The following is a 20062-nucleotide window of genomic DNA, read 5'->3' on the forward strand; positions in this document are numbered from 1 at the left end:
CTCAGTTCAACAGGAAATTGGCTATTCTGATCACCACAGCGATCACCATCATAACCAGACCGATGCGGTTCAGATTAAACTCCCTCATCGTCAGTTCCATGGTCGGTCGCCAGAAGTAAATCAGAGATTTAAAATCACGGGTACGGCCGGCGTACATAGCCAGTGATACCAGAAAGATCAGTAGACCAAACCAGAACAACAGTTGTTCCGCGATCGCCAAATAGATGTACATGTCACTCGCCTTTTGTCATTGTCATAGGAGTTGGGAACTGATTTTACTGCGCACCGGTCATTGAGTTAGGAGACTGCTGTGTGCAGCAGCGGTTAGCCTACCAAAAATCGATTCATACAGCTGCACAATCAGCTAAACCAATACGGACCTTTTATGAAAGCTATACAGATTCAGCAGTTTGGTTCAGCCGAGCAACTCAAGCTTACCGAACTGCCCAAGCCGGAGCTGAAGCCCGGAGAAGTACTGGTACGTAATCGCGCAGCAGGGATTAATCCCATTGACTGGAAAACCTGCTCTGGCGGCGGTGCCGCTCCCTTTATTGGCGACCTGCCCTTTATTCCGGGCTGGGAATTTGCCGGCACCGTTGAAGCCGTTGCCGACGATGTCACTGAATTCAGCGCAGGTGATGAGGTGTTTGGTTTTATCAACTTCCCCCATCGCGCAGGCTGTTTTGCAGAGTATGTAGCAGCCCCGGTCAGTCAGATCAGTCACCGTCCGCAGGAGTTACCGGTAACTGAAGCTTCGGGGCTTGGTTTGGCGGGTCTCACAGCCTGGCAGGCACTGTTCAGCAAAGGGCAGCTCAAACCCGATCAGCAACTGCTGGTGCTGGCAGGTGCGGGTGGTGTCGGCCACCTGGCAGTGCAACTAGGAAAATGGATTGGCGCCCGGGTCATTGCAACCGCTTCGGCTCAGAATCATGACTTTGTGAAGAGCCTGGGAGCCGACATTGTGGTCGACTATCAACAGGACAGCATTGCCCGGCATGTAAACAATGTGGATCTGGTACTGGACGGAGTCGGTGGTACAACCGGCATAGACGCACTCAAGTGTGTGAAACCCAGAGGCACGTTAATCACACTGCCCACCGTCACCAAAGATGAAGTCATTGCCGCCGGGGAAAAACTCAAGGTGAACGTTCAGCCGATCAGGGTCGAGCCCAATAGCCGTCAGCTCGACCAACTGGCGGGCCTGTATGCGGACAAAAAACTACGCCTGAGCATCGCGGGTACCTATCCGCTGGAGCAGGTCGCCCAGGCATTTGAATCCAGCCAGACTGGGCGCACCAAGGGAAAGTTAGTGCTTACTATTGACTAATTATTTGTTGCAGAACAGAAATACTGCTGCTGGCGCATTAGCAATTTACAGCCATCCCCACGAATGTCGCGCTGCCAGCAGTAGTCTCTGGCCCAGCTTTTATCATCTTCGCTGGGTTTTTCCTGAAACGCGGGCACACCTTCACAAAAGCCATCACTTGGTGCCGCTTCCTGTAAACAGGCTTTCAGCAAGATGCCGTGATTGACGGTGCAGGCAAAACCCGAACAGGTGTTAAATCGGGCCAGAGATTCAGCCAGGCAGAACGCCTGATCATGTTGCCGACCTAACTGCTGACCTTCCTCTTTAAAGGTCTGCGCCTGATCAGCCAGCTCAGCATTCCACTGCGGTAACCAGGTGCTCTTGCTGAACCAAAGCAGCGCAATTCCCGCGACCAGCATACCCACCAAAAGAAACAGAAATTTACGCCACATAACCAGCCCTACTGTTTAGGTCGGTACAAACCCACGATACACAGGATCAGGCCAACACAACTCAGCAACATGCCGCCATTCACCAGCAGTGGATACCGCACAAGAAAAGGAATAAATGGATGGGAGGCCTGCTGATCGCAGACTCCCTGCTGGTAGTTCCAGGAACCGCCTGTATCAAGACACGCCTGAACATCATTCAGCTCAGCGAAATAAAAACCGATGATGATCAGCGCCGGTACGGCCAGTAATAACACGCCAAATCTCAACACGGTCGTTACTCGTTATCAGAGATGCCGATATTGCTGTAGCCATCATTACTGGCCAGCTGTTTCAGTTCATCAATCACGGCGGCTTTGGGCTGTTTAGAGACCAGGATATCCAGGCAGTCTGCCAGGAAATCATCTTCCTGCAACATCAGATCATGGGTATTGATCAAACGCACCAGTTCTTCATCTGACAACTGGTCATCCGCATTCAGTTCGATAAAACCCGCCACTGTTTCACGTGACAGATGAATCAGGTCATCCACCTCAGACGGGTCAGGCTGGATCGCAATGTTGAGGGTACCGCAGAGCGCAATGATCGCATCGCGCGCGGGGATGGCACCATACATATCAAACTCTTCAAGGCTGGGAATATTATTTTCAATATGCCCCAGTTGCACCTCAAAATTCATTTTTGCACCACTGCCGGACAGCGTGTCCCAGAGGCCATCAAGCACACGACGGACCCGGTCAGGCTCCCCAAACTCAAGCAAGCGCGAAAAAAGCGCAAAATTTGGGTACATGCGTTCTGTCATCGCGGTGGCGAGCGCCACTAACTGCCAATCCTGCAAGTCGCTAAGTGCCTGATCCGTCATCGGTCTTTACCGTCTGCTGTTGATCTGCATATTGTACCGGTTTTAACGATCAATGCAGACTTTATCTCATGCCCGACACAGCTTTCCGCTCGGGTTATCGTTATAATCGCATGTAAATCAGTAGGTTCGAGCTTTTTCAGATGCGCTGCCTGATCTCAAACACCGTTAAATATCTGGATGCCGTCAATGAAACCATTGGCCGCACCCTGGCATGGCTAACGCTGGCACTGGTCGGTGTCAGTGTGGCTGTTGTTTTACTCAGATACCTGTTTGCCAGCGGCAATATCGCGCTGCAGGAGTCAGCCACTTACCTGCACAGCCTGGTTTTTATGCTGGGCGCAGCTTACACCCTGAAACATGACAAACATGTTCGGGTGGATATCTTTTTTCGTCCGGCATCGGCACGCTGCCAGGCTCGCATTAACCTGTTCGGTACCCTGTTGATGCTGTTTCCTTTCTGCATCGCCCTGCTCTATTTCAGTTGGGATTACGTCGCTGCCGCTTGGACCATCAAGGAAAGCTCCCAACAAACCGGAGGCTTACCCTACCTGTACCTGCTAAAAAGCGCTTTGCTGTTGCTGCCCCTGCTTTTGCTGCTACAGGGAATCGCTGAGCTCGGGCGAAATCTGCTGGTCCTGACCGCCAAAGATCAAGGAGAGTCAGATGCTTGAGTGGCTGCCTCTGCTGATGTTTGTTTTTACGTTTCTGGCGCTGCTGCTGGGATATCCCGTTGCATTTACACTGGCAGCCTGCGGGTTATTGTTTGCCGCCATTGGTGATGCCCTGACCCTGTTTGACCCGGTGTTTTTACAAGCGATTCCCAACCGGGTATTCGACATCATGCTGAACCCGGTTCTGATCGCAGTGCCGCTGTTTGTATTTATGGGGGTTATGCTGGAAAAAACCCGCATTGCCGAGGCACTGCTGCTGGCCATGGGGCGACTCTTTGGCAACCTACCCGGCGGTCTGGGCGTGGCGGTTACGCTGGTAGGCGCATTGCTGGCTGCCAGTACCGGGATTGTCGGTGCCACGGTGGTGACCATGGGTTTGCTGTCGCTACCGAGCATGCTGAAACGAGGATATGCGCCCGACATTGCCTGCGGCACCATCTGCGCCTCCGGCACTTTGGGTCAGATCATTCCACCTTCAATTGTTCTGATATTGCTAGGTGATGTGATCTCCAGCGCTTATCAGCAATCGCAACTTGAGCAGGGTATTTTCAGCCCGGAAACCGTCACCGTAGGTGACCTGTTCCTGGGTGCCCTTATTCCCGGCATACTGCTGGTCGCAGCTTATATTATCTATCTGATTACAGTTGCCTGGCTGCGCCCCAATTCACTGCCTAGCCACTCAGATAAGGATGATTCCGATCTGTCGGTGACTGAATGGCTTGGGGTTTTACTGCCACCCATCACCCTGATTGTACTGGTTCTGGGATCAATACTGGCGGGTTATGCCACACCCACTGAGGCCGCAGCCGTTGGCGCAACCGGGGCATTACTGCTGGCCGCTGGCAAACGAACCCTCAATCTCGAGGTGCTGAAACAGACCATGCGGGAAACCACCCTGATCAGCAGCATGGTGTTTTTAATTCTGATCGGGGCGTCGGTTTTTTCTCTGGTATTCAGAGGACTGGGCGGTGATGAGCTGATCCGAGGCTGGCTGGAAGCACTGCCGGGTGGCACGCTCAGCGCAGTGATCGTCGTCATGCTGGTGATTTTTCTGCTGGGTTTCTTTCTCGACTTTATCGAGATCACCTTTGTGGTGCTGCCGATTGTTGCGCCTATTCTGCTAGGTATGGGGCTTGATCCAGTCTGGCTGGGCATCATGATTGCGCTGAACCTGCAGACATCATTCCTGACCCCACCCTTTGGTTTTGCACTGTTTTACCTGCGCGGTGTGACACCCGGCAGCGTCAGTACACCCGCCATCTACAAAGGGGTGATCCCCTTTATCTTTATTCAGTTGGGCATACTGATTTTGCTGGGATTCTGGCCTGCACTGGCCACATGGCTACCAGAGCAGGTCTTTGGTTAACCGGGTGACCGGGCATTCATATAGGCCTGCTCCGAAATACGGTGCCACGGCACCACCTGGTCCCGGAAATTCAGATAGGAGTCAAACACCTTTTTGGTCAGCGGATCCTGCGCAGCCTCTTCTGCTACGACCTCATCGGACAGTGTCCGCAACCGGCCCAGTACATCATCTGGCAGGCGTTTCACCTGAACCTTATGCACATTGACCAGTTGTTCCAGTGCCCGATGGTTCTTCGCGGTCAGGTCAGCCAGCATATCCTGATTCGCCACCCGTAAAGCCATCCGGACGATGTACTGCAGGTCATTCGGCAAGGATTCCAACGCTTTCTTGTTAATAAAACATTCCAGCGTTGTGCCCGGTTCATGCCAACCTGGGTAGTAATAATATTTCGCCGCTTTATGCAGACCAAACGCCAGATCATTGTATGGGCCCACCCACTCGGTGGCGTCAATCGCGCCGGATTGCAGCGAGGAGAAGATTTCACCGCCCGGTAGAAGCACCGGCACTCCACCGGCACGTTTCAGGACTTCGCCACCCAAACCGGGAATGCGCATCTTGAGGCCTTGCAGGTCCGCCACACTGTTAATTTCCCGGTTAAACCAGCCGGCCATCTGTACCCCGGTATTACCCGCGGCACCCGGCACCAGCCCAAATGGCTCGTACACTTCCTCCCACAAGGTCATGCCTTCACCATGATAGAGCCAGGCATTCATCTCCTGCGCAGTAAGGCCAAAGGGTACCGCCGAGAAAAACTGCGCTGCCCTGCTCTTGCCCTTCCAGTAGTAAGCAGCACCATGCCCCATTTCCGCTGTTCCACGTGAAACAGCATCAAACACCTCCAAAGCACCGACAAGTTCTTTGGCACCATAGACCTTGACCTGAATCCGGCCACCGCTCATTTCATTGATCAGTGTGGCGAGATAATTAGCGCCGGTACCTAAACCGGGAAAATTCTTGGGCCAGGTGGTGACCATTTTCCAGCGGTATTCCGGACTTGCCAGCGCCCGGGAGCTGACTCCCGTTACGCCCGCCAGAGTCGCTATACTCGCTGTAGAAATAAATTGACGACGCTTCACCGGCTTTGCCTCCTGTAGAGTGAATGCCTGAAAAATACCATGCCATCGAGAAACTCGGCAAACGCCGCTAAAGATATACCCGCTTGGATGAAGCTTGGTATACTCAGCGGGCAAGCGTCAAAGAGGATGCCCCTTGAACAGTGTTAACCTGCTGAAGTCGATCACCGAGGCCCGCCACCTGCTGCGTAAATCCGAACAGAAGGTTGCGGACTTTGTGCTGGCACACCCCAACGATGTGATCCATATGCGCATTGTGGATCTGGCCACTGAAGCACAGGTCAGTGAACCCACTGTGGTCCGTTTTTGCCGTGCGCTGAACTATGACGGGTTTCAGGATTTTAAACTGACCCTGGCTCAGGGCCTGGCCAGCAACACCAGTTTCGAGCAGTTCTCTCTCAACACTCGCGATACGGTGTTTGAGTTCAAGCAGAAAATCTTTGACGCCATGATCGGCAACCTCATGAGCATCAAGGAACAGCTGGATACCTCGACGCTGGAGGCTGCCATCAACGCCCTCGCCGGTGCCAAGCGGGTTGAGTTTTATGGCTTTGGCGCATCCGCTCCCGTGTGTACTGATGCTGAGCACAAGTTTCACCGCCTGAAAGTTAACGCGGCGTCATACTCCGACCCGCACATGCAGACAATCTCGGCAGTGTCTCTGAGCAAGGCCGATGTGGTCGTTGCCATTTCACAAACCGGTCGCACCAAAGACCTGCTTCACACCGTGAGCCTGGTCCGCGAAACGGGTGCCACCGTGATCGCACTCTGCCCAAGCAACACCCCCCTGGCTGAACTGGCAGATATCGATATTCATATCGATCTCGAAGAAGACAAAGACCTTAGTACGCTGATGTCATCCCGCGTACTGCAGTTAGTCGTCATTGATGTATTGGCCGTAGGTGTGGCTATCAAAATGGGTCCCGGGGTGATTGACCACCTCAAAACCATCAAACGCAGCCTGCGCTCCCTCCGACAGAATGATAAACGACCGCCCTTCCGCCGTGCCGATGATCTGGACAGAGACGTTTAAAACCCACCAGCATGACGAATCTGTCATACAGCTGCAAAAATCCCTGAATAGAATATCGACGCGTTAAAAGCGTTTGAAATCGTCATATTTCTGTTATAAAAACAGAGGTGTGTGGAGTGAAGGGAGTTCTCGAGGCAACGCCTTTCAGGACGATGCTACGAGGTTTCTGACCGTTTCATCTGATCAGGAGTCAGCGTATGTTGCGGAAAACACAGGACTTGAAACAGCCACAGATAGAAGTCGTTGATGTGCTTCTGGGCTTCGAAGAAAACGAAAAACTATCACGTAAAAAACTGGCATCACGCCGAGCATTACAGGCACGCAGAGCCATCGAACAACGCATGGAAGAGAAGGCGCTTCGTGCAACGATCGTTGAGCCCTGGCTTGAAGACTAAATAAAAAGGCCCGCTCGCCACAGCGGGCTTTTTTACGTCTTACGCCTGCAGAACCCTCAGGGGTCAGGATAAAGCACGTTCAACGGGATCGACCGGCTCCCCTCCACCACAATCGCAGCATGGCGACGCTGTAAACGCCTTGGCTCATTGACGCCACACGAGTGCGCAATCATCTCAACCTCATGTACCAGATGCTGATGGTAAAACGCTACCCGCTCTGCCTTCACCTCCGGCACCAGGCCTCGTTGTAGTACCGGGTTATGGGTCGTCACCCCGGTTGGGCAGGTGTTTTTATTACACTGCAACGCCTGAATGCAACCCAACGCGAACATAAACCCACGGGCCGATACAATAAAGTCCGCGCCCATACAGAGGGCTGCAGCCACATTGGTGGGGTTGATCAGTTTGCCTGAAGCGATCACACGAATCCGGTCTCTGAGACCGTATTCATGCAGTTTATTCACCAGCAATGGCAAGCTCTCTTTTAAAGGCAAACCCACGCTGTCCATCAGCGGCATCGGTGCCGCACCGGTACCCCCATCACTGCTGTCCAGGGTAATAAAATCGGGTGCCGAGTCCTGGCCCCGTTCCAGCACCGCCTGAAAGAACTCATCCAGCCACTGGGTTTCCCCCAATACCAGCTTGAAACCACAGGGTTTACCCGTTACCCGCCGAATCCGTTCCACCATATTCAACAAGTCATTGATGTTGGCGATGTCCGGATGCCGATTCGGACTCAAACTGGCTTCGCCAGCAGGAATGCCTCGTATCGCAGCAATTTCTGCATTGACCTTTTCCGCTGGCAGGATGCCACCTTTGCCGGGTTTAGCCCCCTGGCTCAGTTTGATTTCAAACATTCTCACCTGCGGGATTGCGGCTTTTTCCAAGAGTTTCTGATCACTCAGACGTCCCTGTTCATCCCGTACACCATATTTGGCAGTACCGATCTGATAGACCAGATCACAGCCAGCCTCGATGTGATACGGCGACAGACCGCCTTCACCGGTATTCATCCAGCAGCCTGCCTTTTTTGCCCCCTGCGACAGCGCTTCCACCGCCGGACGTGACAGTGCGCCATAACTCATGCCGGAGATATTAAACAGTGAAGGCGCATCGTAGGGGTGCTGACAGGTCGGGCCTATGCGCATCGGCTGGGTCTGCACCGCGTCTTCAGTCAATGTTGGAAACGGAGTATTCAGAAAGTAATAGGTTCCGGGTATACGCAGATCACGGGTAGAACCAAACGCGATAGTACTGTCGATATTCTTCGACGAGCGATACACCCAGGCCCGCTCTGCCCGGTTGAAAGGCATCTCTTCCCGGTCCATGGCAAAAAAATACTGCCGAAAAAATTCACCAATATGTTCAAACAAATACCGGAATCGGCCAATCAAAGGATAGTTGCGTCGGATAGTATGTCTGGTTTGGTGTTTGTCGACCTGATAGAGCACCAGCGCTGTCAAAGCAACGGTTACCATCAGCAGGAGAAGAATAATGCCAACCACCGCAATAAAATTGATGGCAAAACTGGTCAAAGGATCACTCATGGGTACCGCTCCGAATCAGGAAACTGATAATTAGCTTTGTAGGGTCTTTATCGGCTGGCGTAAATAATGATTTGGTCAGGGATCATCTCTGAAAAACCCTAACAAATCTAGGCCTTAAGTCTGAATAAAAACCTGTTAAAACTGCGCTAAAGTATAGGTTTTATGCGCATAAATTTGCCAAAATAGGCATCTAAGGGTATGGTACGCCGCTGCTTAAAAAAGCATATTTACCCGCTTCTGTTTCTACATACTGTTCAGGCCAGAAGCACCTTTAACAGTATTAGCCTGACGTCACTATTTGGAAGATCGTGTTTATGACAAACCTGCCTGATGTAACCAGCCATCAAAATCCGGAAGTACATGGCGTACTGGACTGGGTTGGCATGAATGGCATCACCGTTCCATTGCAGATTGCAGATGGTACTCAGGGTGAATGTCACATTCAGGCCCGGGTAAACACTTACGTCAACCTGATCAATCCCAAAGTCAAAGGCATTCACATGTCGCGGCTGTATCTGGCGCTCTCCAGTTTCTTCGAGAGCCAGACGCTTTCGGTCAGCAGTCTGACGGAGTTTTTGTCTCACCTGCTGGACAGTCACCACGATATCAGCACTCAGGTTTGTCTGAATTTTGATTTTGATTTCCTGCTGAAACGTCGCGCCCTGAAAAGCGACAACACCGGCTGGAAAAGTTATCCATCAACGCTTAAAGCCACCCTGATTGACGGTGAAGTGACTCTGGAACTGGGTACCGAAGTACCTTATTCCTCAACCTGCCCCTGCTCCGCGGCACTGGCCCGCCAGATGCTACAACAGGCATTCAGCAATGACTTTGCCAGCAAGGCAGAGCTGAGCCGTGAAGAGGTGGAGAAATGGCTGCTGTCTGAGAAAGGTTCCTATGCTACACCGCATAGTCAGCGCAGTCTGGCTAAAGCATGGGTCAAGCTCGATAAAACCCTGAACACATTGCCGCTGACCGCCCTGATTGATCAGATAGAAGACGCCCTGAAAACACCCGTGCAGACTGCTGTGAAACGGGCCGATGAGCAGGAGTTTGCGCGCCTGAACGGACATAACCTGATGTTCTGTGAAGATGCAGCACGCCGCCTGAAGCAGGCACTGTCGGGCCATGGTGAATACACCGACTTCTGGCTGCGCGTGGATCACCTCGAAAGCCTGCATGCCCATGATGCTGTAGCAATTGCCACTAAAGGCATCAGCGGTGGTTATAACGCAGCAGATCACTGCTAACCTGACCCGCACCATTCGCTGGGTCATTGACTGGAGTGTCTTTCATGTCTCAGCTTAGCCCAGTGGTATTTGTGTCCCATGGAGGAGGCCCATTGCCACTGCTGAATGATCCAGGTCATCAAGAGATGGTGACCTGTTTCAAAACACTACGCGAAATGCTGCCTAAACCGGATGCGATTGTGGTGGTCAGTGCTCACTGGGAAGCGCCAGTAGCCTCTGTCACGCGTAGCGCCAATCCTGAGCTGATCTATGACTATTATGGTTTCCCACCTGAGTCCTACCGGATCAAATACCCTGCGCCAGGTGCGCCAGCACTGGCTGATCAGCTGACACAGTGCCTGCAGGCGCATAACATTGAATACCTGGCCGATGATCAGCGTGGCTTAGACCACGGCCTGTTTGTACCGCTGCTGATGCTGTATCCGGACGCCGATATTCCCTGCCTGCAGCTTTCATTGCTGAAAAACCTCGACCCTCAGCAGCATATTGCACTGGGTCAGGCCATTCGATCACTGCGCGAGCAGAATGTCATGATTTTGGGTTCCGGTTTCACGTTCCATAATCTGCCTGAGTTTTTCAGTGCGGGCAGTGAAACTGCAAAACAGAAAAATGAAGCGTTTGAAGGGTGGTTGATTGATACCCTCAGTAATGCCGAGCTGACCGAAGCCGAGCGTGAACAGCGTCTACTCAACTGGGAACAGGCACCCCACGCCCGCTACAGTCACCCCCGTGAAGAGCATCTTCTACCTCTGCATGTCTGTTACGGCGCCAGCCAGACAGCCGCAGATACTGTTTTACGCATGCATGTACTGGGCAAAGCCGCCAGTTGTTATATCTGGAAATAGTTCGAATTCGCCGAGTTTACAACATAAAAAAGCGGCCTTAGGGCCGCTTTTTGTGCATAACGTTTTTGGAAACACTTACTCAACCGTTACCGACTTGGCCAGATTACGTGGCTGATCCACATCCGTCCCTTTCAACACGGCCACATGGTAGGAAAGCAGTTGTAACGGGATGGTATAAAGCACAGGTTGCAGCAGTTCACTGCAAGTCGGCATCGCCACAAAATGTACGCCCTCTTCCGCCCTGAGTTGCGCAGAGCCGGCAAAGACAAACAGCTCACCACCCCGTGCCCGTACTTCCTGCAGATTCGACTTCAGTTTATCCAGCATCTCGTTTTCCGGTGCGACCGTGACCACCGGCATCTCTTTATCGACCAGCGCAAGCGGCCCATGCTTCAGTTCACCGGCGGGGTAGGCCTCGGCATGAATGCAGGAGATCTCTTTGAGCTTCAACGCACCTTCCATTGCGACTGGATACAACGTGCCGCGACCCAGAAACAAAGTATGTTGTTTTTCAGTAAAGGCCTGCGCCAGGATCTGAATCGACTCATCCAGTGCAGGGCTAACAGTTGGGGGGGGTAAAAGCCTTGGTGGAAACCTCGCCGATTTCAGGCCCTGCATTGGTCACCGTTTCACGCACCAGAAAGCTGCCCGCTACGTTACAGATCACCAGAAGTGCTCGCCATTACGAGATCAAGACGGGCCAGTTCCTGTTCGACTTGGCTGTGGTTAATGTCCACTAGCGTATCGATCAGCCCAAGCAGATTATGGTAGTCGCGGGTAATAACCCTGTGCCAACCCCGGCGAGGTCGGGGTGCCATGGATGGTGAACGACGAACCATCGTGTTGCATAAGAGACCTGTTGTACTAAATCGGTGGATGTAGTGCGCTTGGGCCTTAGGACGGTGCCTTAACATCAAATATCGATCATTGGTTTGGCAATGGATGCTGCGATCAATTCACGTAACCGGCACTGCAGAATCCCGCCATGGCGGTAGAAACGCAGTTCATCCTGGGTATCGATCCGGCAGCGGGTCTTGAGCACCCAGGAGTCCCCCTTCTCGAGCTGAATCTGAACGGCGACACCACTCCCCGGGGTCAGTGCTGCCAATCCGGCGATACTGATACACTCGTCACCGGTCAGTTTCAAGGTGGAGAGCCTGATAGCCGCTTCCAGCTGCAGAGGCAAAATCCCCATGCCTATCAGATTGGAGCGGTGGATACGCTCGAAGCTCTCGGCGATCACCGCGCGCACACCGAGCAGGTGCGGCCCCTTGGCGGCCCAATCACGGGAGGAGCCGGTGCCGTATTCCGCCCCGGCGAACACCACCAGCGGGATGCTCTGCTGGTGAAAATGCTGGGCGGCGGCGAAGATGCTGACCACCTCTTGGGAGGGCACCAGCCGCGTCACTCCGCCGCGCTGCTGCGGCGTCATCCGGTTCTGCAACCGCGGATTGGCGAAGGTACCGCGCATCATTACTTCGTGGTTGCCACGGCGACTGCCGTAGGAGTTGAACCCCGCCGGCTCGACCCCGCGGCTCTGCAGGTAGGCGCTGGCCGGGCTGTCCTCGGCGATGGCACCGGCCGGTGAGATGTGGTCGGTGGTGACGCTGTCGCCGAGCAGCGCCAGGATCCGCGCCTCGACGATATCCTCGACGGCGGACGGCGTCAGTTGCAGGCCGTCAAAATAGCTGGGATGGCGCACGTAGGTGCTGGTGCTATCCCAGGGATAACGCTGGCTGTCGCTGACCGCCAGTTGCTGCCAGTGGCGGGTGCCGGTGAAGACGTCGGCGTAGCGTTGCTGAAACTGAGCTTGGTGGACATGGGCGTCGACGGTGGCGGTAATCTCCTCGGCATCGGGCCACAGCTCGCGCAGGTACACCGGCTGGCCACTAGGGTCATGACCCAGCGCATCGCTGGAAAGGTCCAGATCGACCCGACCGGCGAGGGCGTAGGCCACCACCAGCGGGGGTGAGCATAGAAAACTGCCGGTTACCTGCGGGTGGATCCGCCCTTCGAAGTTGCGGTTGCCCGACAGCACCGCGCAGACGCTGAGCTGCTGCTGGGCGATGGTGCCGGCGATGGCCGGGTCCAGGGGACCCGAATTGCCGATACAGGTGGTGCAGCCGTAGCCCACCAGGTTGAAGCCGAGCTGATCCAGCGCGACCTGCAGCCCGGCCGCCTGCAGGTAGTCGGTCACCACCTTGGACCCTGGGGCAAGGGAGGTCTTGACCCAGGGCGCAACCTGCAGGCCGCGCCGACGGGCGTTACGCGCCAGCAGGCCGGCGGCCACCATCACCGAGGGATTGGAGGTGTTGGTGCAGCTGGTGATCGCGGCAATTACCACCGCTCCCTCCTGCAACCTAAAGGGTTTACCGAGCATGGGATAGGAACGCGGAGAACCAGGGCCGGGCGAATCGTCAGCCGGGCGCCCCTGTGCCTTACCTTGCGCCAAGACAAACTGCCGGAAGGCTTCGGCCACATCCGGCAGCGCGACCCGATCCTGGGGGCGGCGCGGTCCGGCGACGCAGGGGGTGATTGCGGCAAGATCCAGCGGAAGGGTCACGCTGTAGGTGGCGCGCGGCGACATTTCATCGTGCCAAAGCCCTTGGGCGCGGGCGTAGGCTTCCACCAATGCCACCTGCTGCGAGTCGCGCCCGGTAAGGGTCAGGTAGCGCAGGGTTTCAGCGTCGATGGGGAAGAGGCCGCAGGTCGCGCCGTATTCCGGCGCCATGTTGGCGATGGTGGCACGATCGGGCAGGCTCAGACTGGCCAAACCGCGACCGAAAAATTCGACGAAGCAGCCGACCACGCCCTGCTGCCGCAGCAGCTCGGTGACCCGCAGCACCAGGTCGGTAGCGGTACTGCCCGGCGGCAGCCGGCCGCTCAGCTCGACCCCGACCACCCGCGGCAGTTGCAGACTGATCGGTTGGCCGAGCATGGCCGCCTCCGCCTCGATACCGCCAACGCCCCAGCCCAGGATGCCAAGCCCGTTGATCATGGTAGTATGGCTGTCCATCCCCACCAAGGTGTCGGGGTAGGCCAGCTGTTCGCCATTTTCCAGCACCCGCGTCCACACCACCCGCCCGAGGTACTCCAGGTTGACCTGATGGCAGATGCCAGTGCCGGGGGGCACCACGCGGACGTTATCAAATGCCGCCTGTCCCCAGCGCAGAAAGGTGTAGCGCTCGCGGTTGCGCTGCATCTCCTGGCTCACGTTTGCTTCAAAGGCATCCTCGTTGCCGGCGCGATCCACACTGACCGAGTGATCGATCACCAGGTCCACCGGAATCTGCGGGCTGATCAGGCCCGGATCGCCGCCGGCCTCAGCCATGGCGTCGCGCATCGCCGCCAGATCTACCAGGGCTGGCACCCCGGTGAAGTCCTGCATCAGGATACGTGCCGGCATAAAGCCGATCTCCTCGGCCGACTCACCCTGTCTCAGCCATCCGCCCAACGCCTCGATCTGGACCCGGGTGGCCTGGCCACCCTGCCCGTGGCGCAGCAGGTTTTCCAGCACGATCTTCAAGGCAAAGGGCAGCCGCGCCAGGTCGCCGCATGCGGCGTAGGCCGCATAAGCGGCGGGCAGCGCGTAGTAGTGGTAGGTCTCGCTACCCACCTGCAGGGAACGTTGGAACTGAGAAGGTGAGCCTGCTGCTTCAGTCATGGACTGCTCTCCAATGGTTGGCTGTCTGTACGGGCGTTTCTTTCAATCGATCACCTGCTATCACGGAAGCACCACCTTCGCTGTCTCCGCTGCCTCAGGGCCTTCAGGCGTTATGCCCTTCAGGTACTTGAACAGCTCGCTGTCGGTGGACAGCACCAGGGTGGTATTTTGCCCGATCACCGCTTGGTAGGCCTGCAGGCTGCGGGTGAACTCGTAGAAGGCCACGGATTCGGGGCTCTGGTTATAGGCGCGGGCGTAGATTTCGGTGGCCTTGGCGTCGGCCAGACCCCGTATTTCCTCCACCTGGCGATAGGCTTCGGACTGGATCTTGTTCAGGTCCCGCACCCGGTCGCCGCGGATACGCGCCGCCTCACCGTTACCTTCGGACAGAAAACGCTCGGCGATCTGGCGCCGTTCGCTGATCATCCGATCGTAGATTTTGGGGCGTACGCTTTCGTTGTAATTGATGCGCTTGAAACGGATATCGAGCAGCTCAATGCCGAACACCCGCACCTTATCGGCTGCCGCCATGAAAATTTCCCTTTCCACCTGCTTGCGTCCCTTCTGGATCGCCACCCAGGCGCTGGTATCCAGGATACGCTCACCACCGCTCAGTAACACGTCACGCAGCGGCACCCGATCCCTGGTGGTGCGGATAATCTCGATCAGCTCGTGCTTGGCCACCGCGTTGCGGGTCTCGCTGCCGAGAATGTCGTCCAGACGGGACTGGGCGCTACGCTCGTCGCGCAGGCGCAAAAAATACTGCAGCGGATCGGTGATGCGCCAGCGGGCAAAGAGGTCCACGGAGATATAGAGCTTATCCTTGGTAGGCATGTCCGATGGATTACCGTCCCATTCGAGCACCCGCTTGTCGATGGCGTTGACCTCCTGAATAAACGGCAGCTTGAGCTTCAGACCGGCCTCCGTCACCGGCTCCCCCACCGGTTTGCCGAACTGGGTGATGATCACCTGCTCGACTTCACTGACGGTATAGACCGAACTGAACAGCAGGTAGCCGGCCAGCACTGTTAGCATCAGGAGTGTGGTCGATGTTATCCGCTTCATGGCCGACCTCCGTTGCCTAATTCCCGGTTGGCTGCTCCCAGGTTGAGTAAAGGTAGAATCCCCCCCGCCTGCTTATCGACGATCACCTTAGCCTGGATGTCGGGCAGCACCGCCTGCAGGGTTTCGATATAGATGCGTCGCCGGGTCACCTCCGGCGCCTTGCTGTATTCGGCCAGCAACGCGGTGAAGCGCGCGGCATCGCCTTCGGCTTCGTTGATCCGCTTCAGACGGTAGCCGTCGGCCTCGCGAATCCGCTGATCTTTCTCCCCCTGGGCTAGGGGAATCACCTTGTTGTAGTCACGCCGCGCCTCGTTGATCAGTTTCTCCTTCTCCTGCTGTGCCTGGTTGACCTCATTGAAGGAGTCCTGCACCGGCAGCGGCGGGTTGATGTTTTTCAACTGCACCTGATCAATACTGATACCCATCACGTATTTGCTGGAGAGCCGCTGCATCTTGTCCAGGGCTTCGATCTCGATCTCCTGGCGGCCCACGGTGATCACCTCGTCGACAGTGCGATCGCCCACCACCTCGCGCATCACCGATTCGGATACGTAGCGCAGGGTCTCCGCGGGTTCGCGCACCTCGAACAAAAACTTGAAAGGATCTGCGATGCGGTATTGAACCACCCATTCCACCAGCGCAGCATTGAGGTCACCGGTAACCATCTGCGTTTCACGCTGCTGGTCACGGGGCCTCGGGCTCTGGTAGGGATCTGTTGCACCGGGGGTGGCAAAGCCGAACTCCTGCTTTAACTGCCGTTTAACCGGCACGATGGTGGCGACATCCATTCCCAGCGGCAGTTTGAAATGCAGCCCCGGCGGCACCTCATACAGGTATTTTCCGAAGCGCTGCACCACCGCCACCGAATCGCTCGGCACGGTGTAGTAGGCGGTCCATAAGCCCAGACCGGATAAAACCAACACCGCCAGTACCACGATGCCGCTGCGGCCGCCGCCCGGTGGGGTACACCGGTAGCGGGCCAGCAACTGGCTGAGCAGGCGATCCAGGTTGAAGGCGGGTTTAGCCCCGTTATTCCGGGGATCTTTCTGATCACTGTTATTGCCTTGAGTAAACATCGCGCACGCCGCTCCTGATACCGGATGACCTTGGAATAGCCGCAATGGGAACGCCGCTTTTTAAGTGACGTTGTTTGATCATCATTGGGTGATGCGAAAGCAGTCTAATTAGAGGACGAGTTTGCGCATTCACAGGCTTAGGCTATGCGCTCCACCCTCTGGGTGTCGGTACGCTACCGAACATAAAGCTCTATTTTGCGTACGCAGTTAAGCCGCACACTGCACCATCAGACGATTAAGTTGGGCGACAGCCAGCGCAGGTTAAGACTTGCTGGCATTTAGCATGAAATACAATTTGCGGGTGACCGGCAGCACGACTGGATATTCAGGTGCGGTTTGATGAGATTCATCATCGCTGCCGTTGTCACGCCCTCTGTCCCTAATGGCTGCTGGCAAACCGGGACAGACACCACCGACGCCGGTCGCGCCTGTTCCTTCCGGGTTTAGCGATTGATTCGGGGAATTTTTGTTCCCTCGATGCTGATGCCCGCCATCAATCCCTGCTGGCTGAAAATAAACGCGTAGGCATCATACTGCAGCGTGGATGTCGAAAAATTCTTTGCAACACCTTCGTCAACCAGGACGACAGTTGGGCCGACGCCAAGCTCCCAGCCCTTCGACTCTTCGAGATAGTGAACGGCATCATCTGTCATCAAGAAAACGGCAGATCCGTAAGACTGGGCACCGATTTGCAACCCCCAGGAACCGGTAACAGAGTTGTAATAATCGACGACGGTCGAGCCCTTGAAAAACACGCCCTCGCCATAACTGCCGCCGAATACCAGGCCGGCCTTGACGATATTCGGAAATACCAGTACTGCCTTGGCCGTATTCGAAAGGTGTTCCGCAACAGGTTCTGTTTGATAAAGGGTCTGCAGCGCCTGACGGGAATCCTTGGCCAAATCTTCAGCGGTTGCCGCTGTTGCCGCTGTTGCCGCTGTTGCCGCTGTTGCCGCTGTTGCCGGATTCATCATCCCCATCGAGACGAGAGAGACTATCGCGAGTAGGGGCGCGAGGAACTGGCGTTGTATGCTGTGCATGTCAAAACTCCTTACAGGTTGGAATCTTGTGCATACTCTGGCGGTTGGTACCGTTCATCGTATGCTTTCGTGTCGCAGGCGGTCTTTGGTTGCCCGGCCCCTGCGCAACGACACTCTGGAGCCATGTGAAGGAACTCCGGATGTCACTACAACGCTAACCATCTGACAGGGTTCAGTCTGTACGCCAGCGCACACAGCGCCTCGATCGAGACCAGCTGCGCAGACCTTACCGACGGAGGCCGTCTGAAAAGCCTCCCAAGAGTGTTGCAATGCAACCGCTGCCGGTATCAAACGTCCCTGACTGGCAATGCCCTGTTTGCCGGTACTAAACTGCGGTTGACCCAATGGTTTTTGCCGCTGCAACTGCAGACCCAGACCAAAACCGGTATATCCGCCATGGCGTTCAGCGCCAACAGGCCATGAGCTACAACACGACCCGGATGATGAAAAACAACCTGTTGCTGGCCCTGAAAAAAGCCAATGACCGCCATCCAATCGGCGGCATTATCCAGTTGGATGACTGCTGAAAATGGCTGAGTTTAATGGGTAATCAGGAATCTATTTGGTCATGGGTCAGTGGGCTTCTCTCGGTGGGCTGCATGATGGGAACCAGATGATTCGAGAGGTTCGTGCGTTTTTGAGAGCGGCCAAGGGGGAGGCTCCCTGGTCGACTCACCTACGGAAGTATCGGGTAACCGGTATTCCGACCCTGAAGGCCGGAAAAGAAACTGACATGCGTAAATTGATCCTAAGCCCCTTCCGCGAGCAATCACGATGTGAAGAACTCGCGAACAGCGTTAGCCACGGTATAGCACTGGTTGCCATGCTGATTGGGACGCCTTTTCTCATCATGAATGCGGCGCGGCAAGGAGACGCAGGGCAAGTTTTCGGCACCAGTGTCTTTTCCGCAACGGCCATACTGCTTTACCTCTCCTCTGCCGTGTACCACGCACTGTCGCCTGGCAAGGCCAAGCGTGTCTTCAGGATCATTGAGCATTCTGCGATATTCCTCCTCATCGCAGGCACGTACACGCCGTTTACCCTGGGGATACTGAAGGGCACGTGGGGCTGGACACTTTTCGGTCTCGTCTGGAGCCTAGTGATCGCCGGGGTCGCGCTGAAAATATTCGAAAAGAAACCCCATCCCATTATCTCGACAAGCCTCTATTTATTCATGGGCTGGCTTATCGTCTTAGCTGTCAATCCGTTGCTTGCCAAGGTGCCAACAGAAGGCCTGCTCTGGTTGCTTACCGGTGGCTTGTTTTACACCGTAGGCGTGGTGTTCTTTGCAACCGATTCGAAGTTGCAGTATGGACACCTGATTTGGCACCTCTTTGTTATGAGCGGAACCACATGCCACTACTTCGCGGTTCTTTGGTATGCGGCCTGACAACCGCAAGTAACTGGGCGGGCCGATACCAGCGCCAGAAGCCGTTGTGCCAAAACAACATCGTGAGCTTGTCCCGTGAACGGTTGCAGAAGCCGAACAGGGGCGAGACAAGGGATCCCTCCCCTGCACATCTGCGACCAAGGCAGCCAAATCATCTATTCAGGGGCTGTCCAGCCACTCTTTGACGGTCTTGGGTTTACGCTCATTGGCCCGTTTTACGGGCTTCAGCGGGGTATCCGCCAACACTTTAAACAGTCTCCCAAGTGACAATATAGACAATTTGCTCGGCAGGCAGTCGAGCGCTGCCTCCATGCTCCAGGTATTGCTCGCTATGAGCGCTGGCGTACAGAACCTATCCCGTATCTGCGAGATGATGGGTACAAGGATCGGCGTTCGAATTGGAACCTGCCCCGGTAGTGGGGTTGTGAAAAACTCAACGGCCCATCCCGTGTAACCACTGAGATAGAGGTCATTCCATGAAAACGCTACAGAATTTTGCGCTCAGCGCACTAATCGCAGGTATTCTGCTCGGTCTGGCGGGTTGTTCCGGCATGTCGAGGCAGGACACCAATACCGCCATAGGTGCCGGAGCCGGTGCCATCGGCGGTGCCATCCTGACCGGTGGCAGCACGACCGGTACCGTTGGCGGTGCCATAGTTGGCGGTGTTATCGGCCACGAAATCGACGATTCCAAATAAGGCCACTGCGCCCCTTGCCCGGTCTTGAGCGGGCGCGGGGTTCGCGTGCCTGCGTTCTCCTGAATACTACGGCCGCCTGCGGGATTCGACGGTCTGGCGCGCCCAGTGATCGAACGAACCAGATAAAATTCAGTTCCACGGCAACACGGCAAAGGGTACCGGAGGCCTTAATGCGCAGCGCACCCGCGCGATACCACTGCCCGTCAGTGGTGTTTTTGTCGGTGCACCAGGCACCCGGGCTTAGCCGCCGGGCTTCTGCGCCAGTGCTCTTATCCTCTTGCCGGACGGTCCCGACCATCGCGGGTTTACGGACTTGCCAGATGACCGATAAG

Annotated in this window: 21 protein-coding genes and 2 pseudogenes; 10 read left to right on the forward strand and 13 right to left on the reverse strand. The window is 55.6% G+C overall.

Annotated features, from left to right (window positions below; all coding sequences use genetic code 11):
• Position 1: 1 nt before the first annotated feature.
• Positions 2-232 carry a hypothetical protein gene (locus P2G53_RS13235; RefSeq protein ID WP_275818020.1) on the reverse strand — a complete coding sequence of 77 codons (231 nt, stop codon included), beginning with the start codon at positions 230-232 and terminating at the stop codon, positions 2-4.
• A 153-nt stretch (positions 233-385) separates the two neighbouring features.
• Here P2G53_RS13235 and P2G53_RS13240 point away from each other — a divergent pair, with 153 nt between their 5' ends.
• A complete protein-coding gene (locus P2G53_RS13240; protein WP_275818022.1) occupies positions 386-1327 on the forward strand; it encodes an NADP-dependent oxidoreductase in 942 nt (313 codons plus the stop codon).
• Here the strand turns inward: P2G53_RS13240 and P2G53_RS13245 are convergent.
• Genes P2G53_RS13245 through P2G53_RS13255 form a run of 3 tightly spaced genes read right to left on the reverse strand, consistent with a single transcriptional unit; the run spans position 1324 to position 2617 of the window.
• A complete protein-coding gene (locus P2G53_RS13245) occupies positions 1324-1758 on the reverse strand; it encodes a hypothetical protein (protein WP_275818024.1) in 435 nt (144 codons plus the stop codon). The genes P2G53_RS13240 and P2G53_RS13245 overlap by 4 nt on opposite strands.
• A gap of 8 nt (positions 1759-1766) precedes the next feature.
• Positions 1767-2027 carry a hypothetical protein gene (locus P2G53_RS13250; RefSeq protein WP_275818026.1) on the reverse strand — a complete coding sequence of 87 codons (261 nt, stop codon included), beginning with the start codon at positions 2025-2027 and terminating at the stop codon, positions 1767-1769.
• 5 nt (positions 2028-2032) lie between these two features.
• Positions 2033-2617, reverse strand: a complete 585-nt coding sequence (locus tag P2G53_RS13255; RefSeq protein ID WP_275818028.1) for a DUF416 family protein — start codon at positions 2615-2617, stop codon at positions 2033-2035.
• 140 nt (positions 2618-2757) lie between these two features.
• On the opposite strand from P2G53_RS13255, the gene P2G53_RS13260 reads away from it, so the two are divergent.
• Both P2G53_RS13260 and P2G53_RS13265 read left to right on the forward strand, forming a co-directional pair.
• A complete protein-coding gene (locus P2G53_RS13260) occupies positions 2758-3288 on the forward strand; it encodes a TRAP transporter small permease subunit (RefSeq protein WP_275818030.1) in 531 nt (176 codons plus the stop codon).
• A complete protein-coding gene (locus P2G53_RS13265; RefSeq protein ID WP_275818032.1) occupies positions 3281-4654 on the forward strand; it encodes a TRAP transporter large permease subunit in 1374 nt (457 codons plus the stop codon). Before P2G53_RS13260 ends, P2G53_RS13265 begins: the two co-directional genes overlap by 8 nt.
• On the opposite strand, the gene P2G53_RS13270 is transcribed toward P2G53_RS13265, so the two are convergent.
• Complete coding sequence (locus P2G53_RS13270; RefSeq protein WP_275818071.1) at positions 4651-5688, reverse strand: TRAP transporter substrate-binding protein; 1038 nt, start codon at positions 5686-5688, stop codon at positions 4651-4653. The two genes, P2G53_RS13265 and P2G53_RS13270, sit on opposite strands and share 4 nt — an antisense overlap.
• 175 nt (positions 5689-5863) lie before the next feature.
• Between P2G53_RS13270 and P2G53_RS13275 the strand changes: the two genes are divergently transcribed.
• Positions 5864-6760 (forward strand): SIS domain-containing protein, encoded by an 897-nt coding sequence (locus P2G53_RS13275; RefSeq protein WP_275818034.1) that lies wholly within the window; start codon positions 5864-5866, stop codon positions 6758-6760.
• Between the two features lie 197 nt (positions 6761-6957).
• Positions 6958-7155 carry a hypothetical protein gene (locus tag P2G53_RS13280; protein WP_275818036.1) on the forward strand — a complete coding sequence of 66 codons (198 nt, stop codon included), beginning with the start codon at positions 6958-6960 and terminating at the stop codon, positions 7153-7155.
• 56 nt (positions 7156-7211) lie between these two features.
• Here P2G53_RS13280 and P2G53_RS13285 read toward each other — a convergent pair whose 3' ends face one another.
• Positions 7212-8702, reverse strand: a complete 1491-nt coding sequence (locus P2G53_RS13285) for an FMN-binding glutamate synthase family protein (protein WP_275818038.1) — start codon at positions 8700-8702, stop codon at positions 7212-7214.
• A gap of 314 nt (positions 8703-9016) precedes the next feature.
• Between P2G53_RS13285 and folE2 the strand changes: the two genes are divergently transcribed.
• Both folE2 and P2G53_RS13295 read left to right on the forward strand, forming a co-directional pair.
• Positions 9017-9952, forward strand: coding sequence for a GTP cyclohydrolase FolE2 (gene folE2 / locus P2G53_RS13290; RefSeq protein ID WP_275818040.1), 936 nt, complete (start codon positions 9017-9019; stop codon positions 9950-9952).
• A 44-nt stretch (positions 9953-9996) separates the two neighbouring features.
• Positions 9997-10797, forward strand: coding sequence for a class III extradiol ring-cleavage dioxygenase (locus P2G53_RS13295; RefSeq protein ID WP_275818042.1), 801 nt, complete (start codon positions 9997-9999; stop codon positions 10795-10797).
• A 75-nt stretch (positions 10798-10872) separates the two neighbouring features.
• Here the strand turns inward: P2G53_RS13295 and P2G53_RS13300 are convergent.
• The 6 genes and pseudogenes from P2G53_RS13300 to P2G53_RS13325 form a co-directional block, all read right to left on the reverse strand.
• A pseudogene (locus P2G53_RS13300) lies at positions 10873-11473 on the reverse strand (SIS domain-containing protein); the annotation flags it as partial.
• On the reverse strand, positions 11454-11636 hold the full coding sequence (locus P2G53_RS13305) for a hypothetical protein (protein ID WP_275818044.1): 183 nt from the start codon (positions 11634-11636) through the stop codon (positions 11454-11456). The pseudogene P2G53_RS13300 and the gene P2G53_RS13305, both read right to left, overlap by 20 nt.
• A 74-nt stretch (positions 11637-11710) precedes the next feature.
• Positions 11711-14461, reverse strand: a complete 2751-nt coding sequence (gene acnA / locus P2G53_RS13310; RefSeq protein ID WP_275818046.1) for an aconitate hydratase AcnA — start codon at positions 14459-14461, stop codon at positions 11711-11713.
• A gap of 60 nt (positions 14462-14521) precedes the next feature.
• Entirely contained in the window at positions 14522-15526 is a 1005-nt protein-coding gene (gene hflC / locus P2G53_RS13315; RefSeq protein ID WP_275818048.1) for a protease modulator HflC, read from the reverse strand.
• Positions 15523-16602, reverse strand: a complete 1080-nt coding sequence (gene hflK / locus P2G53_RS13320; protein WP_275818050.1) for an FtsH protease activity modulator HflK — start codon at positions 16600-16602, stop codon at positions 15523-15525. The genes hflC and hflK overlap by 4 nt, the downstream gene beginning before the upstream one ends.
• A 443-nt stretch (positions 16603-17045) precedes the next feature.
• Complete coding sequence (locus P2G53_RS13325) at positions 17046-17642, reverse strand: lipid-binding SYLF domain-containing protein (RefSeq protein WP_275818052.1); 597 nt, start codon at positions 17640-17642, stop codon at positions 17046-17048.
• Between the two features lie 216 nt (positions 17643-17858).
• Between P2G53_RS13325 and P2G53_RS13330 the strand changes: the two are divergent.
• From P2G53_RS13330 to P2G53_RS13340, 3 genes and pseudogenes are all read left to right on the forward strand, one after another.
• Positions 17859-18163, forward strand: a pseudogene (locus tag P2G53_RS13330) (IS1595 family transposase); the annotation flags it as partial.
• Between the two features lie 47 nt (positions 18164-18210).
• Complete coding sequence (locus P2G53_RS13335; protein ID WP_275818054.1) at positions 18211-19032, forward strand: hemolysin III family protein; 822 nt, start codon at positions 18211-18213, stop codon at positions 19030-19032.
• A gap of 551 nt (positions 19033-19583) precedes the next feature.
• Positions 19584-19730: a glycine zipper 2TM domain-containing protein gene (locus P2G53_RS13340; protein WP_345799209.1), complete on the forward strand. Its 147-nt coding sequence runs from the start codon at positions 19584-19586 to the stop codon at positions 19728-19730.
• Here P2G53_RS13340 and P2G53_RS13345 read toward each other — a convergent pair.
• Entirely contained in the window at positions 19699-20028 is a 330-nt protein-coding gene (locus tag P2G53_RS13345) for a hypothetical protein (protein WP_275818058.1), read from the reverse strand. The genes P2G53_RS13340 and P2G53_RS13345 overlap by 32 nt on opposite strands.
• Between the last annotated feature and the right edge of the window lie 34 nt (positions 20029-20062).

This window comes from Neptuniibacter sp. CAU 1671, assembly GCF_029222905.1.
In the GTDB taxonomy this organism is placed as follows: domain Bacteria; phylum Pseudomonadota; class Gammaproteobacteria; order Pseudomonadales; family Balneatricaceae; genus Neptuniibacter.

Excerpts from the sequence above, each read along its gene's own strand:
- P2G53_RS13235 (WP_275818020.1), bottom strand. The coding sequence starts at position 232 with ATGTACATCTATTTGGCGATCGCGGAACAACTGTTGTTCTGGTTTGGT.
- P2G53_RS13240 (WP_275818022.1), top strand. The coding sequence starts at position 386 with ATGAAAGCTATACAGATTCAGCAGTTTGGTTCAGCCGAGCAACTCAAG.
- P2G53_RS13245 (WP_275818024.1), bottom strand. The coding sequence starts at position 1,758 with ATGTGGCGTAAATTTCTGTTTCTTTTGGTGGGTATGCTGGTCGCGGGA.
- P2G53_RS13255 (WP_275818028.1), bottom strand. The coding sequence starts at position 2,617 with ATGACGGATCAGGCACTTAGCGACTTGCAGGATTGGCAGTTAGTGGCG.
- P2G53_RS13260 (WP_275818030.1), top strand. The coding sequence starts at position 2,758 with ATGCGCTGCCTGATCTCAAACACCGTTAAATATCTGGATGCCGTCAAT.
- P2G53_RS13265 (WP_275818032.1), top strand. The coding sequence starts at position 3,281 with ATGCTTGAGTGGCTGCCTCTGCTGATGTTTGTTTTTACGTTTCTGGCG.
- P2G53_RS13280 (WP_275818036.1), top strand. The coding sequence starts at position 6,958 with ATGTTGCGGAAAACACAGGACTTGAAACAGCCACAGATAGAAGTCGTT.
- P2G53_RS13285 (WP_275818038.1), bottom strand. The coding sequence starts at position 8,702 with ATGAGTGATCCTTTGACCAGTTTTGCCATCAATTTTATTGCGGTGGTT.
- folE2 (WP_275818040.1), top strand. The coding sequence starts at position 9,017 with ATGACAAACCTGCCTGATGTAACCAGCCATCAAAATCCGGAAGTACAT.
- P2G53_RS13295 (WP_275818042.1), top strand. The coding sequence starts at position 9,997 with ATGTCTCAGCTTAGCCCAGTGGTATTTGTGTCCCATGGAGGAGGCCCA.
- P2G53_RS13305 (WP_275818044.1), bottom strand. The coding sequence starts at position 11,636 with ATGGTTCGTCGTTCACCATCCATGGCACCCCGACCTCGCCGGGGTTGG.
- acnA (WP_275818046.1), bottom strand. The coding sequence starts at position 14,461 with ATGACTGAAGCAGCAGGCTCACCTTCTCAGTTCCAACGTTCCCTGCAG.
- hflC (WP_275818048.1), bottom strand. The coding sequence starts at position 15,526 with ATGAAGCGGATAACATCGACCACACTCCTGATGCTAACAGTGCTGGCC.
- hflK (WP_275818050.1), bottom strand. The coding sequence starts at position 16,602 with ATGTTTACTCAAGGCAATAACAGTGATCAGAAAGATCCCCGGAATAAC.
- P2G53_RS13325 (WP_275818052.1), bottom strand. The coding sequence starts at position 17,642 with ATGCACAGCATACAACGCCAGTTCCTCGCGCCCCTACTCGCGATAGTC.
- P2G53_RS13335 (WP_275818054.1), top strand. The coding sequence starts at position 18,211 with ATGGGTCAGTGGGCTTCTCTCGGTGGGCTGCATGATGGGAACCAGATG.
- P2G53_RS13340 (WP_345799209.1), top strand. The coding sequence starts at position 19,584 with ATGTCGAGGCAGGACACCAATACCGCCATAGGTGCCGGAGCCGGTGCC.
- P2G53_RS13345 (WP_275818058.1), bottom strand. The coding sequence starts at position 20,028 with ATGGTCGGGACCGTCCGGCAAGAGGATAAGAGCACTGGCGCAGAAGCC.